The sequence below is a fragment of the Solwaraspora sp. WMMA2065 genome, assembly GCF_030345075.1.
Lineage (GTDB): Bacteria > Actinomycetota > Actinomycetes > Mycobacteriales > Micromonosporaceae > Micromonospora_E.
This window is the reverse complement of the sequence record NZ_CP128361.1, coordinates 1,498,191-1,515,366: the sequence shown is the minus strand read 5'-3', so window position 1 is coordinate 1,515,366 and position 17,176 is coordinate 1,498,191. Positions and strand designations below refer to the sequence as shown.

The 17,176-nt window shown below is 74.5% G+C and carries 15 protein-coding genes; 7 read left to right on the top strand and 8 right to left on the bottom strand.

Going from position 1 to position 17,176, the window contains the following annotated elements:
- Nucleotides 1–41: 41 nt before the first annotated feature.
- The gene (locus O7610_RS07020) at nt 42–905 is read left to right on the top strand and encodes a lysophospholipid acyltransferase family protein (protein WP_281554920.1); all 864 of its coding nucleotides are present in this window, start codon (nt 42–44) and stop codon (nt 903–905) included.
- 37 nt (nt 906–942) lie between these two features.
- Here the strand turns inward: O7610_RS07020 and O7610_RS07015 are convergent, their stop codons facing one another.
- The gene (locus tag O7610_RS07015) at nt 943–1,473 is read right to left on the bottom strand and encodes a LuxR family transcriptional regulator (protein ID WP_289212861.1); all 531 of its coding nucleotides are present in this window, start codon (nt 1,471–1,473) and stop codon (nt 943–945) included.
- Nucleotides 1,470–4,079: a helix-turn-helix transcriptional regulator gene (locus O7610_RS07010; RefSeq protein WP_289212860.1), complete on the bottom strand. Its 2,610-nt coding sequence runs from the start codon at nt 4,077–4,079 to the stop codon at nt 1,470–1,472. The genes O7610_RS07015 and O7610_RS07010 overlap by 4 nt, the downstream gene beginning before the upstream one ends.
- 213 nt (nt 4,080–4,292) lie before the next feature.
- Here O7610_RS07010 and O7610_RS07005 point away from each other — a divergent pair, with 213 nt between their 5' ends.
- The 3 genes from O7610_RS07005 to O7610_RS06995 are packed head-to-tail and all read left to right on the top strand — an operon-like array spanning nt 4,293 to nt 8,337.
- Nucleotides 4,293–5,846, top strand: coding sequence for a dynamin family protein (locus tag O7610_RS07005; protein WP_281554917.1), 1,554 nt, complete (start codon nt 4,293–4,295; stop codon nt 5,844–5,846).
- Nucleotides 5,843–7,693, top strand: coding sequence for a dynamin family protein (locus O7610_RS07000; RefSeq protein WP_289212859.1), 1,851 nt, complete (start codon nt 5,843–5,845; stop codon nt 7,691–7,693). Before O7610_RS07005 ends, O7610_RS07000 begins: the two co-directional genes overlap by 4 nt.
- The gene (locus O7610_RS06995) at nt 7,690–8,337 is read left to right on the top strand and encodes a hypothetical protein (RefSeq protein ID WP_289212858.1); all 648 of its coding nucleotides are present in this window, start codon (nt 7,690–7,692) and stop codon (nt 8,335–8,337) included. Before O7610_RS07000 ends, O7610_RS06995 begins: the two co-directional genes overlap by 4 nt.
- A 62-nt stretch (nt 8,338–8,399) precedes the next feature.
- Here the strand turns inward: O7610_RS06995 and O7610_RS06990 are convergent, their stop codons facing one another.
- From O7610_RS06990 to O7610_RS06975, 4 genes are all read right to left on the bottom strand, one after another.
- Nucleotides 8,400–8,810, bottom strand: coding sequence for a thiol-disulfide oxidoreductase DCC family protein (locus O7610_RS06990; protein ID WP_289212857.1), 411 nt, complete (start codon nt 8,808–8,810; stop codon nt 8,400–8,402).
- A gap of 4 nt (nt 8,811–8,814) precedes the next feature.
- Nucleotides 8,815–9,798 (bottom strand): MFS transporter permease, encoded by a 984-nt coding sequence (locus O7610_RS06985; protein WP_289212856.1) that lies wholly within the window; start codon nt 9,796–9,798, stop codon nt 8,815–8,817.
- Complete coding sequence (locus O7610_RS06980; protein ID WP_289212855.1) at nt 9,795–10,238, bottom strand: hypothetical protein; 444 nt, start codon at nt 10,236–10,238, stop codon at nt 9,795–9,797. Before O7610_RS06980 ends, O7610_RS06985 begins: the two co-directional genes overlap by 4 nt.
- A gap of 65 nt (nt 10,239–10,303) precedes the next feature.
- A complete protein-coding gene (locus O7610_RS06975) occupies nt 10,304–11,599 on the bottom strand; it encodes an Hsp70 family protein (RefSeq protein WP_281554910.1) in 1,296 nt (431 codons plus the stop codon).
- Between O7610_RS06975 and O7610_RS06970 the strand changes: the two genes are divergently transcribed.
- Together O7610_RS06970 and O7610_RS06965 are read left to right on the top strand one after the other, a co-directional pair.
- Complete coding sequence (locus O7610_RS06970; protein ID WP_289212854.1) at nt 11,583–12,518, top strand: glycerophosphodiester phosphodiesterase family protein; 936 nt, start codon at nt 11,583–11,585, stop codon at nt 12,516–12,518. The two genes, O7610_RS06975 and O7610_RS06970, sit on opposite strands and share 17 nt — an antisense overlap.
- An 18-nt stretch (nt 12,519–12,536) precedes the next feature.
- Entirely contained in the window at nt 12,537–13,967 is a 1,431-nt protein-coding gene (locus O7610_RS06965; protein ID WP_289212853.1) for an MFS transporter, read from the top strand.
- Nucleotides 13,968–13,999: 32 nt separating this feature from the next.
- Here O7610_RS06965 and O7610_RS06960 read toward each other — a convergent pair whose 3' ends face one another.
- Nucleotides 14,000–14,824, bottom strand: coding sequence for a poly-gamma-glutamate hydrolase family protein (locus O7610_RS06960; RefSeq protein ID WP_289212852.1), 825 nt, complete (start codon nt 14,822–14,824; stop codon nt 14,000–14,002).
- A 277-nt stretch (nt 14,825–15,101) separates the two neighbouring features.
- Nucleotides 15,102–15,491 carry a DUF1304 domain-containing protein gene (locus O7610_RS06955; RefSeq protein ID WP_281554906.1) on the bottom strand — a complete coding sequence of 130 codons (390 nt, stop codon included), beginning with the start codon at nt 15,489–15,491 and terminating at the stop codon, nt 15,102–15,104.
- Nucleotides 15,492–15,566: 75 nt separating this feature from the next.
- Here O7610_RS06955 and O7610_RS06950 point away from each other — a divergent pair, with 75 nt between their 5' ends.
- Entirely contained in the window at nt 15,567–16,781 is a 1,215-nt protein-coding gene (locus O7610_RS06950; RefSeq protein WP_281554905.1) for a PP2C family protein-serine/threonine phosphatase, read from the top strand.
- Nucleotides 16,782–17,176 lie beyond the last annotated feature (395 nt).

Genomic DNA, 17,176 nt, shown 5'->3' with positions numbered 1-17,176 from the left:
GGATCCACCGACCGGCCCGGCTGTGCGACGATCGACGGTCGATGGACGACACCGCCGCCCCGCCGCCCCGCTGGCGGGCCCCGCTGCTGTGGCGGGTGCTGCAGGTCACCGCCCGGCTGGTCGTCGCGCTGGTCGCCCGGCTACGGGTCAGCGGCGACGTGCCCGACGAGGTACGCGACGGCCCGTTGATCCTGGCCGCCAACCACATCAGCCCGTTCGACCCGGTTGTGCTGGCCGCCGCCTGCCAGGTGCGGCGGGTCGCACCCCGGGTGCTGGCCACCGGCGGGTTGTTCCGGGCGCCGCTGGTCGGTCCGGTGATGCGCCGGGCCGGGCACATCCGGGTGGACCGGCGAACCAGTACGGTCGCCGAGGCGTTGGGGTCGGCCGCGCGGGCGGTGGCCGACGGTTCGGTGGTCCTGGTGTACCCGGAGGGACGCATCGGGCTGGACCCGCAGATGTGGCCGGAGCGCGGCAAGTCCGGTACCGCCCGGCTCGCGTTGGCCAGCGGCGCGGTGGTGGTGCCGGTGGCGCAGTGGGGGGCGCACGTGGTGCTGCCGTGGGCGGCGCCCCGCGGCCTGGTCCGGGCGGTGCTGCGGTCGATGCTGCGCCGTCCGGTGGTCACGGTCCGGTTCGGGCCGCCGGTGGACCTGTCCGGGATCGACCCGGCCCGCCCGGGTGCCGCGCAGCGGGCGACGGTGCGGATCGTGGACGCGATCACCGACACCCTGGCCGGGTTGCGGCCCGACGAGCCGGCGACGCCCCGGCATGTCGACCCCACCCGGCCGGTGGACCTGAGCCGGCGGCACCGGCGCGGCCGGGGCGCCGTGGTACCGGACGCGGCGACCGCCGACGTGCTGGCCGCCGACGACGCCGACCAGGCCGACCCGGCTCCGGACGCGACCTGACGGCGGATGTGACCGGGCGTGAGCGCCCCGCTCCGGCTCAGGGTGCCGGTCGTTGCCGCAGGTAGGCGAGGACGGCCTCGCGGGTGGTGCGGACCCCGAGGGCGGCGCGGGCCTGGGCGATGCGCCGGTTCGCGGTACGCAGCGACAGGAACTCGGCCGCTGCGGCGGCGGCGATGGTCTCGCCGTTGGCGAGCCGTTCCAGCAGGGCCCGCTGCTCGGGTACGAGGGTGACGGTGTCGGTGGCTGCCGCATCCGGCGGGTCGGCCTCGGCGTGGCGCAGCACCGGGCCGAGGCGGGACAGGTCGTCGACCAGGGCGCGGCCGAGGTCACCGGCCGGGTCGCAGATGGCGACGACGGCGGTGCCCCGGGCGGCGGCGAGGACCACCAGGGCGACGGTGTCGGTGTCCGGGACCCGCCCGTACAGGGCGAGCCGGGCGGTGGTGAGGTCCCAGGTCGGGTCGGTGACGGCGAACCCTTCCCGGGTGGTCCAGCCGTCGCGGGCCAGTCGGCGCAGCACCGTGGTGGCGTCGGCGGCGCTGTCGAGGACGTAGCGCGGCGGGTCGCTCATCGGTCGGGCTCCATGGCCAGGGCCGCGGCCTCGGTACGGGTGCGGGCACCGAGTTTACGCATTCCGGCGCGGACGTGGGTTTCCACGGTTTCGGTGGAGATGCCGAGTTGGTTGGCGATCCGGCGGGTGGGTTCGCCTTGGGCGACCAGCCGCAGCACGTCGCGTTCCCGCACGGTGAGCAGGTCGCCGCTGCGGGGGCCGCGTTCGTCGCGGCGTACCGCGTGCCGGCGCAGGGCGCGGCGGACCCGGCCGAGCAGGACGACCAGTCCGGCGTGGTCGGCGAGGGACTCGGCGGCCAGCAGGGCGGGCACCGCCTGAGCGGGGTCGGGTTCGTGCAGGCCATGGGCGAGCAGGCAGCGGACCTGCTCGCGGACGGCGACGTCGCGCCAGGTGTCGGCGGCGTGGGCGAACTGCCGTGGGTCGCCGGCGGTCCACGCGGTGACGGTGGCGGCGGCCGGCGGCGGAAACGCCGCCGCCGGAGTGCCGTCCGGCGGGGTGGCGGGTCCGGCGCCGTCGTGCGCGGCCCAGTGGGCGGTGATCCGCCGCAGCCCGTCGACCAGCGGCGGTACGGGGGCGTGGGGTGCCCCGGTGGTGGCCTGGTCCGGTTGGCCGTCGAGCCAGGCGGCTTCCCGGGCCACCCAGTCCAGCACGGCGGTGGTGGTGCTGGGGATGCCGGGGGCACCGGTGAGCCGGGCGCGGGCCGGGGCGAGCAGGCCGCCGTCGGCTTCGAGTAGGCCGGCGGCGGCGACGGCGTAGTCGCGGGCGGCGGCCGGCAGGGTGCGGTCGGTCAGGTCGACGGCGGCGCGCAGCAGGTCGTCGCCGACCGCCGGTGGCAGCCCGGCATCGTCTCCGGGCTGCGGGGCGACGGCTGGACCGGTGCCGTCGGCGGTCGGGCTCGGGGGCGGGCCGCCGCGCAGGGCGAGGCACCACAGCCGGGCGGCGGTGAACCGGACCTGCCAGCTGTAGGCGAGGTCGGCGGCGCAGGCGGCGGCCGCCGCCTGCGCCGCCTGCGCGGCCTCGGTGAGTCGCCCGTCACCGGCGAGGGCCTGCACCAGATGCCAGGCGGTCCACCGGGCGGTGAGCAGGTCACCGGCGGCGCCGGCGGCCGCTGCGGTGCCGGCGAGGGCGTACTCCCAGCCGGGTCGGCGTCCGGCGGCGGCGGTGGCGGCGAGTGCGGCACGTAGCCCCAGGTGGGCCGGTTCGGGTCCGTGCCGGCGGGTGATCGTGGTGGCGCGGGCGGCGGCGGAGGTGGGGTCGGTGGCCAGGTCGGCGAGCAGCAGGACCCGGTCGCGGGCGGCGACCACCGGTGGTGGGGCGTCGTCGGGCACCGGCGCGGCGGCGGCGCGGGCGGCGGTCGGTTTGCCGGCCTGCAGTAGTGCCTCGGCGCGCAGCACGGCGGTGTCGGGGGTGGGCAGGGCGCCACCGGTGAGCAGGTCGGCGGCGCGGCGGGGCCGCCCGGCGGTCAGCGCGGCCGAAGCGGCGGCGCGGCGGACCGGTTCGGTGGCGTCGGGTTGTGCGCTGGCGAACAGCAGCAGCTCGGCGCGGGCGCCGCCGGTAGCGGCGGTGTCGGCGGCGGTGACCGCCCGCCGGTAGGCGGTGGTGGTGTCACCGGCGGCGGCGAGGTGCCGGGCGGCGGCCAGCGGGTCGGTGACGAGGTCGGCGAGGCGGCGGTGCAGGGCGCGGCGGGCCGGGTCGTCGAGCAGACCGGCGGCGACGGCGGCCTGGTACGGCGAGGTCGGGGTGACCAGGTCGTCGGCGGCGGTGTGGACCAGGGCGGCGGCGGCGAGTTCGGTGACGCCGTCGCCGAGCAGGGCCGCCGGGGCGCCGTGGCCGAGCAGGCCGAGGGCGGCCAGTGCGGTGCGGGCGGGGCGGGTGAGGGCGGCCAGTGCGGCGGCGACGGCGTAGCCGACCTGATCGAGGTCGCCGCCGGGGACGCCGGCGGTGGGTGGGGTGCCGGTACGGGCGGCGTGGCGGGCCAGGGCGGTGGCGGCGAGCGGGTTGCCGCCGGCGTGGCGGGCCACCGCGGCGACGGTGGTCGGGTCGAGTGCGGGTGCGGTGCGTCGGATCAGGTCGGCGAGGGTGTCCGGGTCGGGTGCCGGCACGGTCAGCCACAGGCCGGTGTCGCCGCGCAGCGGGTCGAGCGCGGCGTCGGGCAGTTGGTGCGGGGTGCGCAGGGCGGCGACGACCCGGCAGTGCCGGGCGATGCCGGGCAGGGCGGCGACGGTCGCCGGGTCGGCCCACTGCAGGTCGTCGAGGACGAGCAGGCCGTGGCGGACCCGGGAGCGGACGGCTTCGGCGAGCAGCGCGGTGTCGTGGCCGGGCAGCCGTACCCGCAGGGCGTGGCTGAGGGGGAACGCCGGGACGTGGCTGAGGGCGGCGAGGCCGCCGCCGGTGTGGACGGGCCCGGTGGCGGCGGCGGCGACCCGGCGCAGCAGGGTGCTGCGTCCGCAGCCGGGTGGCCCGGTCAGGACGACGATCCCGGGGCGGGTCAGCCGTTGCGTGGCGGCGGTCACGGCGTCGGCGACGGTCCCGGTGGGGACGCTGCCGCCGGCGGTGATGCCGTCGGGTCGGGTGCGGGCGGGGTGTCCGCCGGCTGGGTGCCGCACTTGTCCTCCTCCCCCGCTGCTACGGCTCGTGGCCCCGCCGGGCGAGGTTGGCACGAACATGGGATCCTGCGCCGGTGAGGATATTCGTACGGTGGATGCCGGTGGTGGGCGCACCACCGGATGCCGTGCTGTCGGGAGGACGACCAGCGAGATGAGTGTGTGCCGCCGTCGGATGCCCGTCGTCGCCGTTGACCGGGCGGCGGGGGGTCGGCCATGAACGCCGGTCCGTTGAGTGGCCGGGTCGCCGCGTTGTGTGACGAAGTGGGTCCCCGGGTGAGCGCGGCCGTCGGCGGTGAGGTGCTGCGGGTGCGGCGGCGGCTGGACGAGCCGCTGCGGGTGGCGATCGCCGGCCGATTGAAGGCCGGTAAGTCGACGCTGGTGAACGCGTTGATCGGGCGGCGGGTGGCGCCGACCGAGGTGGGTGAGTGCACCCGGGTGGTGACCCAGTTCCGGTACGGCACGGCCGACCGGGTCGACGTGGTACGCCGGGACGGCACCCGGGTGAGCCTGCCGCTGGACGCGACGGGGGTGATTCCGCAGCGGCTGGGGGTGCCGCGGGCGCAGGTCGCGTTCGTCGACGTCACGTTGACCAGTGACCGGCTGCGGGAAATGACGGTGATCGACACGCCGGGGTTGTCGTCGACCAGCGCCGGGGTGAGCGAGTCGGCGCGGCAGTTCCTGTTCGCCGGGCAGGCCGGTGCGCCGGGCGGTGGCGGCGGCCCGGTGGTGGACGACACGGCGCCGTTCGACGCCGGCATCGACGGTGACTCGGTCGGGGCGGTGTCCGGGGCCGAGGCGATCGTGTACGTGTTCACCCAGGCGGTCCGCGACGACGACGTGCGGGCGTTGGAGGCGTTCCGGTCGGTGTCGGCGCGGCTGTCGAGCAGTCCGATCAACTCGGTGGGCCTGTTCAACAAGGTCGACAAGTTGGTGGCCGGTGGGGCGGATCCGTGGCCGGTGGCGGCGCCGTTGTCGGCCGACCAGACCCGGGTGCTGCGGCGGGTGGTGTCCGATGTGGTGCCGACGGTGGGGCTGTTGGCGGAGACGACCGAGGCGGGCCGGTTGACGGCGGCCGACTGTGAGGCGCTGCGGACGTTGGCCGGGTTGCCGGCGGCGCAGCGGGCGGTGCTGCTGGCGTCGGTCGACCTGTTCGTGTCGCGGGAGGCTCCGGTGCCGCGCCGGCAGCGTGAGCGGCTGCTGGCGTTGCTGGACCTGTACGGGGTGGGGTTCGCGGTGGCGCAGCTGCAGGCGTCACCGCAGTTGGCGTCGGGGGATCTGGTGCGGGCGTTGTACGCGGCGTCGGGGTTCGCGCGGCTGCGGCACACGTTGGACGAGGCGTTCCGGTGGCGTACCGACGCGATCAAGGCCGGGTGGGCGTTGTCGTGCCTGGAGAAGGTGGCCAGCCACACGGCGCATCCGGGTGACCGGGAGCTGCTGCGCGACGCGGTCGAGCGGCTGCTGCACCAGCCGGAGTACCACCGGCTGCGGCTGCTGGAGGTGGCGCAGCAGGTGACGACGGGCGCGGTGGAGCTGCCGGAGCCGATGGAGCGGGAGTTGACCCGGTTGGCGTTGTCGGCGGATCCGCGCTGGGTGCTGGAGCTGCCGTCGGCGTCGGCGCAGGAGTTGTCGGCGGCGGCGGTGGAGGCGGCGACCCGGTGGCGGGTGTTCGCGGTCGCCGGGGCGTCGCCGACGCAGTCGCGGGTGGCGTTGGTCGCCCACCGGGGGTTTCATCTGCTGTCGCAGCAGGCGCGGGCGGTGTCGCGGTGAGCGGCGGCCCGGCGGCGTTGGGTGCGCTGCTGTCCGGGGCGGTCGACACGTGTCTCGGGTTCGTCCGCACCGTCGACGCGGACGCGGCGGCGGAGATCGACGCGCAGCGGCGCCGGGAGGTGACCCGGCCGTCGGTGGTGGTCGTCGGTGAGACGAAGCGCGGCAAGAGTTCACTGGTGAACGCGTTGATCGGGGTGACCGGCCTGTCGCCGGTGGACGCGGCGGTGGCGACGTCGGCGTACCTGGAGTTCGGTCACGGGGCGATGACGTCGGCGCAGGCGTACGCGCCGGGCCACGACGAGCCGGTGCCGGTGCCGGTGGACCGGCTGGCGGACTGGGCGACGGTGGCGGCGCTGCCGGACGGGATGCGCCCGCCCCGGCGGATCGCGGTGACCTGCCCGGCGCCGCTGCTGCAGTATCTGACGCTGGTGGACACCCCCGGTGCCGGCGGGCTGGATCCGGCGCACACCGAGATCGCGTTGGACGCGGTGTCACGGGCGGCGGCTCTGCTGTTCGTGGTGGACGCGTCGACGCCGTTGACCCGGCCGGAGCTGGACTTCCTCATCGAGGCGAGTAAACGGGTCGACGTGGTGGTGTTCGCGTTGACGAAGGTCGACGCCTATCCGGGGTGGCGGACGATCCTGGCCGACAACCGGGCGCAGCTGCAGGCGCACGCGCCGAGGTTCGCGTCCGCCGCCTGGTTCCCGGTGTCGGCGCGGCTGGCCGAGTTGGCGTTGACGCTGCCGGCGGAGGCCGCCGGTGAGCTGGTCGGTGAGTCGCGGGTGGCGCCGCTGCAGCACGCGTTGGTGGGGTTGGCCGGCAACGGGCATCTGCTGGCCCAGGCGAACGTGCTGCGGACGGTGCGCAGCGAACTGGTCCGGCTGGATCTGGCCGCCGGTGAGCGGGTCGCCGCCTGTGACCCGGATCCGGCCGAGGTGGAGCGGGCGAAACGGGACCGGGCCGGGTTGGCGGCGCGGAAACGGACCGAGGCGCGGCAGTGGTCGTTGGCGTTGAACACGGAGACGCAGCGGGCCCGGGTGGAGGCGACGGGGCGGCTGCGGACCGCGGTCGGCGGGTTGCAGGAGCAGTTCCTGACCCGGATCGACGCGGCCCGCGGTGAGACGTTGAAGAACCTGCCGGCCGAGGTGGACCGGGCGTTGCACGCGCTGTCGCTGCAGTTGTCCTACGATCTGCGGTTCCGGTTCCACAAGGTCGCCGAGCGGACGTTGGCGCAGGTGTTCGCGCCGGCCGAGTTGCAGTTCGTGCTGCAGCGGATCAACGGCACGTTGCGGCACGCGTTGGCGACCCGGCCACGGCGTGACGGTGGCGGCGGTGACAACGTGATGGTGGCGTTGTCGGCCGGCGGGATGGCGTTCATGGCCGGCCGGGGGGTCGCGGCGGGCGCGTCGGCGTTGGGTGCCGGGGCGTTGGTCGGCGGTGGCCTGCTGATCCCGGTCGCCGGTCTCGGTCTGGGGTTGGCCGCCGGCGCGTTCATCCTGTTCCGGCGGCGGGTCGCCAGCGACCGGCAGCAGGCCCGGGTGTGGCTTCGGGAGGTGCTCGGGGAGGCACGGGCGGCGTTGACCGACGAGTTGGCGCAGCGGTTCACCGACCTGCAGTACGCGTTGACGGTGGCGTTGGACGACGCCGTGGAGCGGCGGTTGGCGCAGTTGGACGCGCACATCGCCGACATCGACGCGGCGTTGGCGCGGGACAAGGCGGACCGGGCGCGGCGACGGTCGGCCGCGCAGGCCCGCCGCGACGCCGTCCGGGCGCGGGTGAAGCAGGTCGACGAGGTGCTGGCCCGGGCCCGGGTGTTGACCCCGACAGCGGAGGCGGTGCCGCGATGACCAGCGAGTTCGGTGACTGGACCGGGGACGACCCGGTTGGTGACGACGCCGACACCGCCGACCTTGGCGGCCCGGTCGACGGGTCGGGTGACCCGGCCGTGGAAGGGTTCGGCGCGGCCGACCCGGTGGAGGGGTTCGGGGCCGCCGATCCGCCGGTCGACGACGACCTGTCCGGCGACGACACCACCGGCGGCGGGTACGGCGGGGGTGACGCGGTGCCGGCGTTGGGCTACGGCGACGACCTGTCCGGCGCGGACCCGGCGGAGCCGGTGGACGCCGGGTTCGGTGCGGAGCCGGCGGCGGAGCAGGGTTTCGGTGCGGCGGACCCGCCGCCCGGCGTCGACCCGGACGCACCGGCGGGCGCCGACGGGTGGCCGGAGGCGCAGTTCCCGCCGCCACTGGATCCGGCGGGGGTGCCGACGCCGGTGGACGGCTGGCCGTGGGCGGATCCGCAGCTGCTCGGCGACGGCGGCCCGGTCGGTGCCGCCGTGCCGCACGTCACGCCGGTCGACCCGGTCGACCCGGTCGACCTGGCCGGCTACGCGGGGGCGGACGCCGCCGCCGGCGGTGACCTGTGGGCGGCGCTGCTGGCCAGCGACGACCCGGCGACGGGCACGCTGGCCCGGTTCTGGTCCGGGAGCTGACCGGCCGGGATCAGGGCCCGGCCCGGTCGGTCAGCCGACCGGGCAGGCAGCGGGTCGGGTGGTCAGTGCGTCGGGGTCGGTGCCGCAGCGGGCGGTACGGCGCAGGCGGCGGTGCCGCCGGGCAGCCGGTGCCGGTTGTCGGCGACCCACCGGTACACCGGCCAGGCCAGGGCGGTGACCGGCCGCAGCCCGAGGACGGCGCCGGCGGCCCGCCACAGCGGGTTGCTGGTGCGCAGCAGCGCGGCGATCGCCGCCGGCCCTGCGGCGGAGCCGGCCCGGTCGGCCGGCACCCACTGCACGGCGGTCACCGCCTGGTCGCGGGTCAGGCCCAGGGCGGCCAGGTCGGTCCACTGCCACGGCGCGACGGTGGCGTCGTTGGGCACCCGGCGTTCGATGAACCGGACGCACATGGTGCAGAACGCGCAGTCGCCGTCGTAGACGAAGGTGCCCGAGGGTGCGCTGGCGTCACTCATACGATCATTGTCCCGCGTCGGCGCCAGCCGGTGCCACCGGATGTGTCCGATCCCGCACAGCCGACGTGTCGGCGCCGGGGCCGGCGAGGCGCGGCGGTTCACCGCCCGGCCCGGGATCGTGGCCGCCGTCACCGTCGGGCCGGTCCGGGTCGGCGCTGCGGTGGCGGCCGGCCAGCCGCCGCGCCCACACGACCGGCCGGACCTTCTCCAGCGGCAGGAACGCGCCCATCGCCACCAGGTGCGGGGCGAACGAGATGGAGATCGTCGCGAACGACAGCAGATGGAACGAGTAGAAGAAGCCGACGACCGCGTACCGCAGCCGACCCCGGGTCAGGAAGACCAGCGGGCTGAGCGCCTCGAACACGACGATGCCGATCTGGGCGGCGATCAGGGCGTACGGCACGGCGGCGATCAGGTCGGCGAACTCCGAGCCGCGCCGCAGGAACGCGCGGGCCAGGACGCTGCCGGTCATCCAGCCCCAGCCACCGAAGCGGATCTTCGCGTACGCGGCGAGGAAGTAGGTGCACACCACGGCGATCTGGATCATCCGCAGTGACCAGCCGGCGGCCTGGCTGGGCCGGTCGTCGCCGTGCCGGGCGGCGCCGACGGTGGGCAGCACGGCGAGCGCGAGCAGGAACGCGAACTTGTCGTGGTCGACCTTGCCGTAGCTCATCGCGACGATCAGCCACGCGAAGTAGAACGTGAACACCGACCAGCCGAGTGCCCGCGGGAACCGGCCGGTCGCCGCCAGGGGCGCCAGCAGCAGCAACGACCACCAGATGAGATCGACGACGACACCTGTCGGTGCCGGCAGGTGCAGGACCCGGGCGAACGCCAGCGGCTCGTACAGTTCGGCCGGCACGTCACCGCGGGCACGCACCCACGACATGTAGACCAGCAGGTCGAACACAATGAACAGGTAGGTGACGGTCCGCAGCGCGGCGACCCGCCCGAGCGGGACGGCGGCGAACAACCAGCGGCTGATCACGGCCGATCCCATTCGGCGCGGGTCTCGTCGTGCCACCGCCCGGTGAGGGAACTGTTGCGGATCTCGTGCAGCCGCACGATCACGGTTACCCGTACGATCGGCGGCGCGTCCGGGTTCATCCGCGCGTAGCTGTCGGCGATCAGTTCGAGCCGTCCCGGGTCGTCGACGTAGGCCGATTCGAGTCCTTCGACCTCCGCGCGGCGCACCCCGGCGTTGTGTTCGTTGAGCACCAGGGTCCGTCCGGTGACGTCGACGCCTTCGACCCGGGTGTCCGGCGCCGGGTCGTTCGGGCCGTTGACGCCGGCGTACATGCTGAACGGTCCGAACGGGAAATGGTCGTCGGTGCCCCACAATGTGCCTGCGGTCAGCAGTGCGAACACCACGACGGCGGCCGACGCACGGACCAGACGGCCGGCCGCCGTCAGGGTGTCGGTCTGCACCGGCGCACTGTACCGGACCGGCCGGGGCGGTCGGGGCCGTGCGGGCGGGGTGTCGGGATGTCCGGTCAGCCCGACAGCAGCAGCACGACCACGACCACGGCGGCGATGCCGACCATGGTGGCCAGTGCGGCCACCAGGACCGGGCCGTGTTCGTCGTACCAGGGGCGGCCCGGCGCGGCAGACACCGGATACGGCGACATCGGCGCCAGGTGCGGTGAGACCGGCGTCGGCATCGGCGCCGGCGACATCGGGGTCGGGTGCACCGGCGCCGGTGGACGCGGGCCGGGCAGGCCGGCGCGGGCGGCGGCACCGAGGCGCAGCGCGCCGTCGGCGACGACGGTCTCCGGCTGCTCCAAGGTGGTCGGTGCAACCCCCAGTTCGGTGTGGATCAGCTGCGCGGCGAGCGGGATCCGGCTGGAACCGCCGACCAGGAACACGCCGACCAGGTCGGCCGGGGTAAGGCCGGCGGCGGCGACCGTCTGCGCCAGACACGTCACGGTACGGGCCAGGTGGTCGCGGATCAGCGACTCCAGTTCGTCGCGGGTGACGTGGGCGGCGATGTCCAACGCCGGCAGGTGCACGTCGGCGCTGACCGTACGGGACAGCATCTCCTTCGCGCCGCGGACGTCGTCGTAGAGCAGGGCGCGGGCCCGCCGCGACCCGGTGTCGGCCGGCGCGACCAGACCGTTCCACACGCTCGTGCGGCTGGGCGAGTAGACGCCACCGAGATGCTCGACCAGCGCCTGGTCGAAGTCGAGTCCGCCGAGTTCGGCCAGGCCCTGCTCGGCGAGCACGTCGAACCCGGTGGCGGTACGCCGGACCACGGCGGCGTCGAACGTGCCGCCGCCCAGGTCGTAGACGGCCAACGCCCGCCCGGGCGGTATCGCCGTGCCCAGCGCGGACGTGTAGTAGGAGGCGGCGGCGACCGGTTCGGCGATCAGCGTCGGCCGGGGCAGCCCGGCGGCGTACGCGGCCTGGATGAGGACCATCCGCCGCCGCTCCCCCCACCGCACCGGATGGGTCAGCCGGACCTCGTCGACGCCGCCGAGCTGGCGGCGGGCCTCGGTGGCGACGTGGCGCAGCAGGGCGGCGACCAGCTGCGACACCGCGACGTCGGCGTCGCCGAGCAGCACCGTGCCGTCATCGACGCGGCGTTTCGGGTTGGGCTCGAACCCGGACGGGTCGATGCGGGCGCGGCGGTGCGCGTCCGCGCCGACGAGCAGCCGCCCGTCGGCGTCGCGGTACACCGCCGACGGCAACAGCGGGGTGCCGTCGAACAGCAGCGGCCGTACCCGGCCGTCGCCGCCGCGTACCACCGCCACCGTGTTCGAGGTGCCGAAGTCGATGCCGAGTGCCCGCATGGGGGCACCCTACTGCCGGCGGTGCGGCGGCCCGCACCGGTCACCGGCCGGTGACCGGTCGGCGTCGCGCAACCTGCCGTACGCCCGCAGGTTGCCGGCGGCGGGCATACTGCGCTGCGTGTCGCACCGGTTCGCGTACCTGGACTCGCCGGCTCCGATCGCGTTCGCGCACCGGGGCGGCGCGGCCCGCGGTGACGAGAACACCGCCGAGGCGTTCGGCCGTGCCGTCGGGCTCGGCTACCGGTACGTGGAGACCGACGTGCACGGCACCGCCGATCAGGTGGCAGTGGTGTTCCACGATCCGACGCTGGACCGGGTGACCGGCGACAAGGGCAGCATCGCGCGGCTGCGCTGGGCGGACCTGGCCACGGTGCGGGTCGGCGGCGCGTCGGTGGTGCCGCGGCTCGACGACGTGCTCGACAGCTGGCCGCAGGTGCGGTTCAACATCGACGTGAAGGCCGACGGCGGGGTGGAGCCGACGCTGGCGGCGGTCGACCGGTGCGCCGCCGCCGACCGGGTGCTGCTGGCGTCGTTCTCCGACCGGCGGCTGCACCGGCTGCGGACGTCGACCGGCGGTCGGGTCGCGACGTCGCTGGGCATGCAGGCGGTGACCCGGCTGCGGGTCGGGTCGTTGACCGGCCGGCGGCTGCGGCTGCCGCCGTCGGTGGTGGCCGCGCAGGTGCCGGTGCGGTTCAACCGGGTACGGGTGGTCGACGCCCGGTTCGTGGCGTACTGCCACCGGCTGGGGTTGCAGGTGCATGTCTGGACGATCGACGAACCCGCCCAGATGCACGAGTTACTGGACCTCGGGGTGGATGGCATCATGACCGATCACGTCGAGGTGTTGCGTGACGTGTATCTCGCCCGCGGCCACTGGCCGCCCGACCGGCGGGTCGACGTGGACCGCGCCGCCCGTTGACCGACAGTGAAGGATCCGATGGCCGACCCCACCGAGCCAACCAGCGGGCCACCTACCGGGCCCGCGCCCGTACCGCCGCCGTCGGCGTCGCCCGGTGCCGCGCCGTCGAGCACCCGGCGGGAACGCACCGGCTGGTACTTCTACGACTGGGCGATGTCGGCGTTCTCCACCACCGTCATCACCGTGTTCCTGGGGCCGTTCCTGACCACGGTCACCAAACAGGCCGCCGGCTGCGCGGCCGACGCCGACGAGTGCGCCGGGTCCGTGTACCCGCTCGGTATCGAGGTGGCGCCGGGGGCGTACTTCCCGTACCTGGTGTCGCTGTCGGTGGCGTTGACGGTGCTGGTGCTGCCGGTGATGGGTGCGCTGGCCGACCGGTCGATGCACAAGAAGCGGCTGCTGGCGGTGTCGGCGTTCGTCGGCGCCGGGGCGACCGTCGCGATGGTGTTCGTCACCGGGGACCGCTACCTGCTCGGCGGCGGGCTGTTCGTCCTGGCCAACATCGCGTTCGGTGCCAGCGTGGTGGTGTACAACTCGTTCCTGCCGCAGCTGGGCGGCCCCGACGACCGGGACCGGATCTCCAGCCGGGGCTGGGCGCTCGGCTACCTCGGTGGTGGGCTGCTGCTGGCCGTCAACCTGGTGGTGGTGCAGTCGTTCAGCGTCGACGGCGACGCGCAGCGCACCCTGGACCTGGCCCGCTGGTCGATCGTGTCGGCCGGCGTGTGGTGGGCGGTGTTCACCCTGGTGCCGCTGGCCTGGCTGCGGGAACACCCGGCGGTCGACGCCCGGCCGGGCGGCAACGTGCTCACCGACGGGTTCAAACAGCTGGGCCGTACGGTGCGCGGGCTGAAGACGTACCCGTTGACGTTGTTCTTCCTGCTGGCGTTCCTGGTCTACAACGACGGCATCCAGACGGTGATCGCGTTGGCCAGCCAGTACGGCACCGAGGAGCTGCGGCTGGGCCAGTCGACGCTGATCGTGACGATCCTGCTGGTGCAGTTCCTGGCGTTCGGTGGGGCGCTGCTGCTCGGGGCGGTCGCGCAACGCATCGGCGCGTGGAAGACGGTGCTGGGCAGCCTGGTGCTGTGGACCGGGGTGATCGTGGCGGCGTTCCGGCTGCCGGCCGAGGCGCCGGCGCAGTTCATGGCGCTCGGCGCGGCGATCGGCCTGGTGCTCGGCGGCTCCCAGGCGCTGAGCCGGTCACTGTTCAGCCAGCTGATCCCGGCCGGTAAGGAAGGCGAGTACTACGGCTTCTACGAGATCAGCGACAAGGGCACCAGCTGGCTGGGGCCGCTGGCGTTCGGGCTGGTGTTCCAGCTGACGAACTCGTACCGGGTGGGTCTGGTCTCGTTGTTGATCTTCTTTGTGGTCGGGTTCGTGCTGCTGCTGGCGGTGCCGATGCGCCGGGCGATCGTCGCCGCCGGCAACACCCCGCCCCGGGTGCTGTGACCCGGGAGCGGGGCGGGGTGCCGCGGTGAGCGTCACAGGATCGGCTGCGTCGCCTCGATCTGCGTGATGGCGGTGCGGGTGGCCGCCACGAAATCCCAGAACAGGGTGTTGGTGGTGTTCTTGCGCTGGGAGCGGGTGTTGGTGCCGAACATCGCCGCCCGCAGCGGCGTGGTCAGCTCCAGCTGGGCGCCCATGCCGAGCAGCGTCCGGTTGACGATGTTGTCGGTGGCGGTGCCGGCGATCGCTGGGATGCCGGTGGCGTCGAACGCGGTGATCCCGGCCGTGGTGTAGGCGGAGATCAGCGCGGCCCGCAACGCCGCGTTGCGTCCGCCGACGGCGACGGCCTGCGCGTTCGACGGCAGCCCGGCGGTGCCCGGGGTGCAGCCGTGCAGGGTGACGACGTTCAGCGCGCCGGCCGCCACCGACAACGCCGGGACGTCGTCGCAGTGGCTGGCGGTGACGTGCAGTTCGGCGTTGCCGGACGAGCGGATGCCTTCGAACATCCAGTAGTCGTACGTCGGGCCGGCCGGCGGGGTCGCCGCCAGGTCCGCCGGGTGGTAGCCGGCGATCGCCAGGCACAGCTCCGAGGTGCCGCCTTCGATGCCGCCGCCGTGCGGGGCGATGATCGCGGTACGCGGAAACGGCGTCGCGGTGGCGTCGGAGTTGTCGAGCAGCGGATGCCGGCGGTAGCGGCGGGCGTAGTCGACCCCTTCGGCCAGGTTCGGATCCGAGTACAGGTCGGTGTTCGAGGTGTAGATGTCGGCGGCGGCCGCCGGGGTGGCCGGCAGCGTCGCCAGGGGTCCGGCGACCGCCGCGGTGGCGAGCAGGCCGAGGACCGTCCTTCTGCTGGTGTTCACGAGGTGTCTCCTGCGGTGTGGTTGCGGTTCGCCCTCCGGTGTCGGGCGAGGCACACCGTGTCACGGCCGCCGACGGCACCGCTAACCATTTGCCGACCGGGTTTCCGTCCGCGCAGGCCCTGTCCGGCTGAAAAATGCAGCGGTACGGCGCCATTTGCACCGAAGAATCGTCGGATCAGCGACGTCTGGGGTGTTGGTGACCCGACATCGACGGCAGGCCACCAATCAGCGACTGGCCTTGCCGTACGGAGCGGTTCAGACAGTGAGCCGGGTCCGGTCAGCCGGCGAGCCCGACCGCCAGGGCGACCACACCCAGCAGCGGCGGCAACCCCTGGATGAGCGCGGCACGCAGCATCGCCGGCCGGGAGACCACCAGGACCAGGCTGGCGGCGAGCATCGTGCCGGCGCCGGTGAACACCAGGGTCGCGCCGACGGCGGTGGCCCCGGCCGCGACCACGACGATGCCGGCGACGACCGCGACGGCCAGGAACAGGTTGTAGAAGCCCTGGTTGAAGGCGAGGGCCTGGGTGGTGAGCGCGTCCTGCTCGCTGCGGATGCCGAACACCGCTCGGGTACGCGGCGCGGTCCACACCACCGATTCGAGGTAGAAGATGTAGCCGTGGATCAGCGCCGCCGCACCGGCGAGGACCAGACCTGCGACAACCACGGTGTCCCCGCTCCCACGAGTCGTGTACCGACCGGACGAAATCTATCGGACCGGCCACGCCGTAGGGTGGCGGCCATGGAACGTACGCCGGAACGACAGTGGCTCGACGCGCTCAGCGACGTGCTGCTGCGCTCCCACCTGTTCCAGCCCGACGAGCTGGGCGGCGCGTTCGCCGACGTGATGGCCACTCTCGGTGTGCACGCCACCATCTACCTGGCCGACGAGGAGCAGCACACGTTGCGGCCCGTACCGGTGCCGGGGCGGGCCGACCCGCAGCCGCAACCGGTCGAAGGGTCCGTCGCCGGACGCTCGTTCACCCTGGTCGAGTCGATCCCGGCGTTGAACGCGCCCGCGTGGTGGATTCCGATGGTCGACGGCACCGACCGGCTCGGCGTCATCGAGTACGTCTTCGACGATGCGGCTGACGCCGACGGCCGGCACACCCGCCGCCGTTGCGAGACCGTCGCCGGACTGGTCGGGCACCTGATCACCGTCACCCGGCCGAAAGGTGACCATCTGCGGCTGGTCGGCCGGTCCCGGCCGGCGACCGTCGCCGGGGAACTGCTGTCGCAGGTGCTGCCGCCGCTGACCGCCGCCACGCAGCGGATCACCGTCAGCGCCGTCCTCGAACCCTGCTACGACGTCGGCGGCGACGGCTTCGACTACGCCATCGACGGCGACCACGCCTTCCTGGCGATCTTCGACGCCGTCGGACACAGCCTGAAAGCCGGCCTGGCCTGCACGACGGTGATCGCCGCCGTCCGGTCGGCCCGCCGCTGCGGCCACGACCTGGTCACCCAGGGCCGCACCGCCGACGCGTCGCTGACCGACCAGTTCACCGACGCCCGGTTCGTCACCGCGTTCCTCGCCGATCTGGACCTGGAGACCGGTCTGCTGCGGTATGTCAACGCCGGGCACCCGAGGCCGCTGCTGCTGCGCGGCGGCAAAATGGTCCGGGAGCTGCGCGCCGGCCGCCGACTGCCGCTGGGCATCCCTGACACCGCCGCCCGCGTCGGCGAGGAGATCCTCGAACCCGGCGACCAGCTGCTGCTGTTCACCGACGGGGTGCCGGAGGCCGGGGTGCGCACCGGTGAGCCGTTCGGTCTGCGCCGCCTGGTCGACTTCGCCGAACGGCAGGCCGCCACCGGGCTGCCGGCCCCCGAGGCGGTACGCCGACTGGCCCGCGCCGTCGCTGAGCACCGGGGCGGCGCACCGGACGACGACGCCACCCTGCTGCTGGCCGAGTGGTCCCGCACCGCAGCCGTCCGTGTCCTGCCCACCCCGCTGTGACACCTCCGCCGTAAGGCATCCGACACCGCGCCGGTCCGACCCTTCTGGCGGTACGGATCTACTGTGGTGCCCCGAGGATGGCTTTCGGCGGACGGCGGGACACCCGGGTGATCAAACACTGGAAGGCGGCGACGCCAGCGGCCGCAGGTGCGGTGGCCCTGCTCGCCGCCGCCGTACTGCTGCTGCCGGGTCGGCTGTGGACGATGCTGGGGCGGCTGATCGTCGGCCACTGGCTGGTGCTGCTGCTTGCCGTGGCCGGCGTGACTGGGTTGGCAGTCGGCGGGGTGCTGTGGCGGCGGGCGCGGCGGGCGGGCGAATCGTCGGCGGCACCCGTACCGCCGCAGCGTCCACTACGTCCACTGCCGACCTGGATTCTCGGGATCGGCTTCCTGGCC

What these genes read in the sequence shown, in the direction of transcription:
- O7610_RS06975 (WP_281554910.1), bottom strand. Translation starts at nt 11,599, where the DNA reads ATGCGGGCACTCGGCATCGACTTCGGCACCTCGAACACGGTGGCGGTG.
- O7610_RS06995 (WP_289212858.1), top strand. Translation starts at nt 7,690, where the DNA reads ATGACCAGCGAGTTCGGTGACTGGACCGGGGACGACCCGGTTGGTGAC.
- O7610_RS06970 (WP_289212854.1), top strand. Translation starts at nt 11,583, where the DNA reads ATGCCGAGTGCCCGCATGGGGGCACCCTACTGCCGGCGGTGCGGCGGC.
- O7610_RS07020 (WP_281554920.1), top strand. Translation starts at nt 42, where the DNA reads ATGGACGACACCGCCGCCCCGCCGCCCCGCTGGCGGGCCCCGCTGCTG.
- O7610_RS06965 (WP_289212853.1), top strand. Translation starts at nt 12,537, where the DNA reads ATGGCCGACCCCACCGAGCCAACCAGCGGGCCACCTACCGGGCCCGCG.
- O7610_RS07005 (WP_281554917.1), top strand. Translation starts at nt 4,293, where the DNA reads ATGAACGCCGGTCCGTTGAGTGGCCGGGTCGCCGCGTTGTGTGACGAA.
- O7610_RS06950 (WP_281554905.1), top strand. Translation starts at nt 15,567, where the DNA reads ATGGAACGTACGCCGGAACGACAGTGGCTCGACGCGCTCAGCGACGTG.
- O7610_RS06990 (WP_289212857.1), bottom strand. Translation starts at nt 8,810, where the DNA reads ATGAGTGACGCCAGCGCACCCTCGGGCACCTTCGTCTACGACGGCGAC.
- O7610_RS07015 (WP_289212861.1), bottom strand. Translation starts at nt 1,473, where the DNA reads ATGAGCGACCCGCCGCGCTACGTCCTCGACAGCGCCGCCGACGCCACC.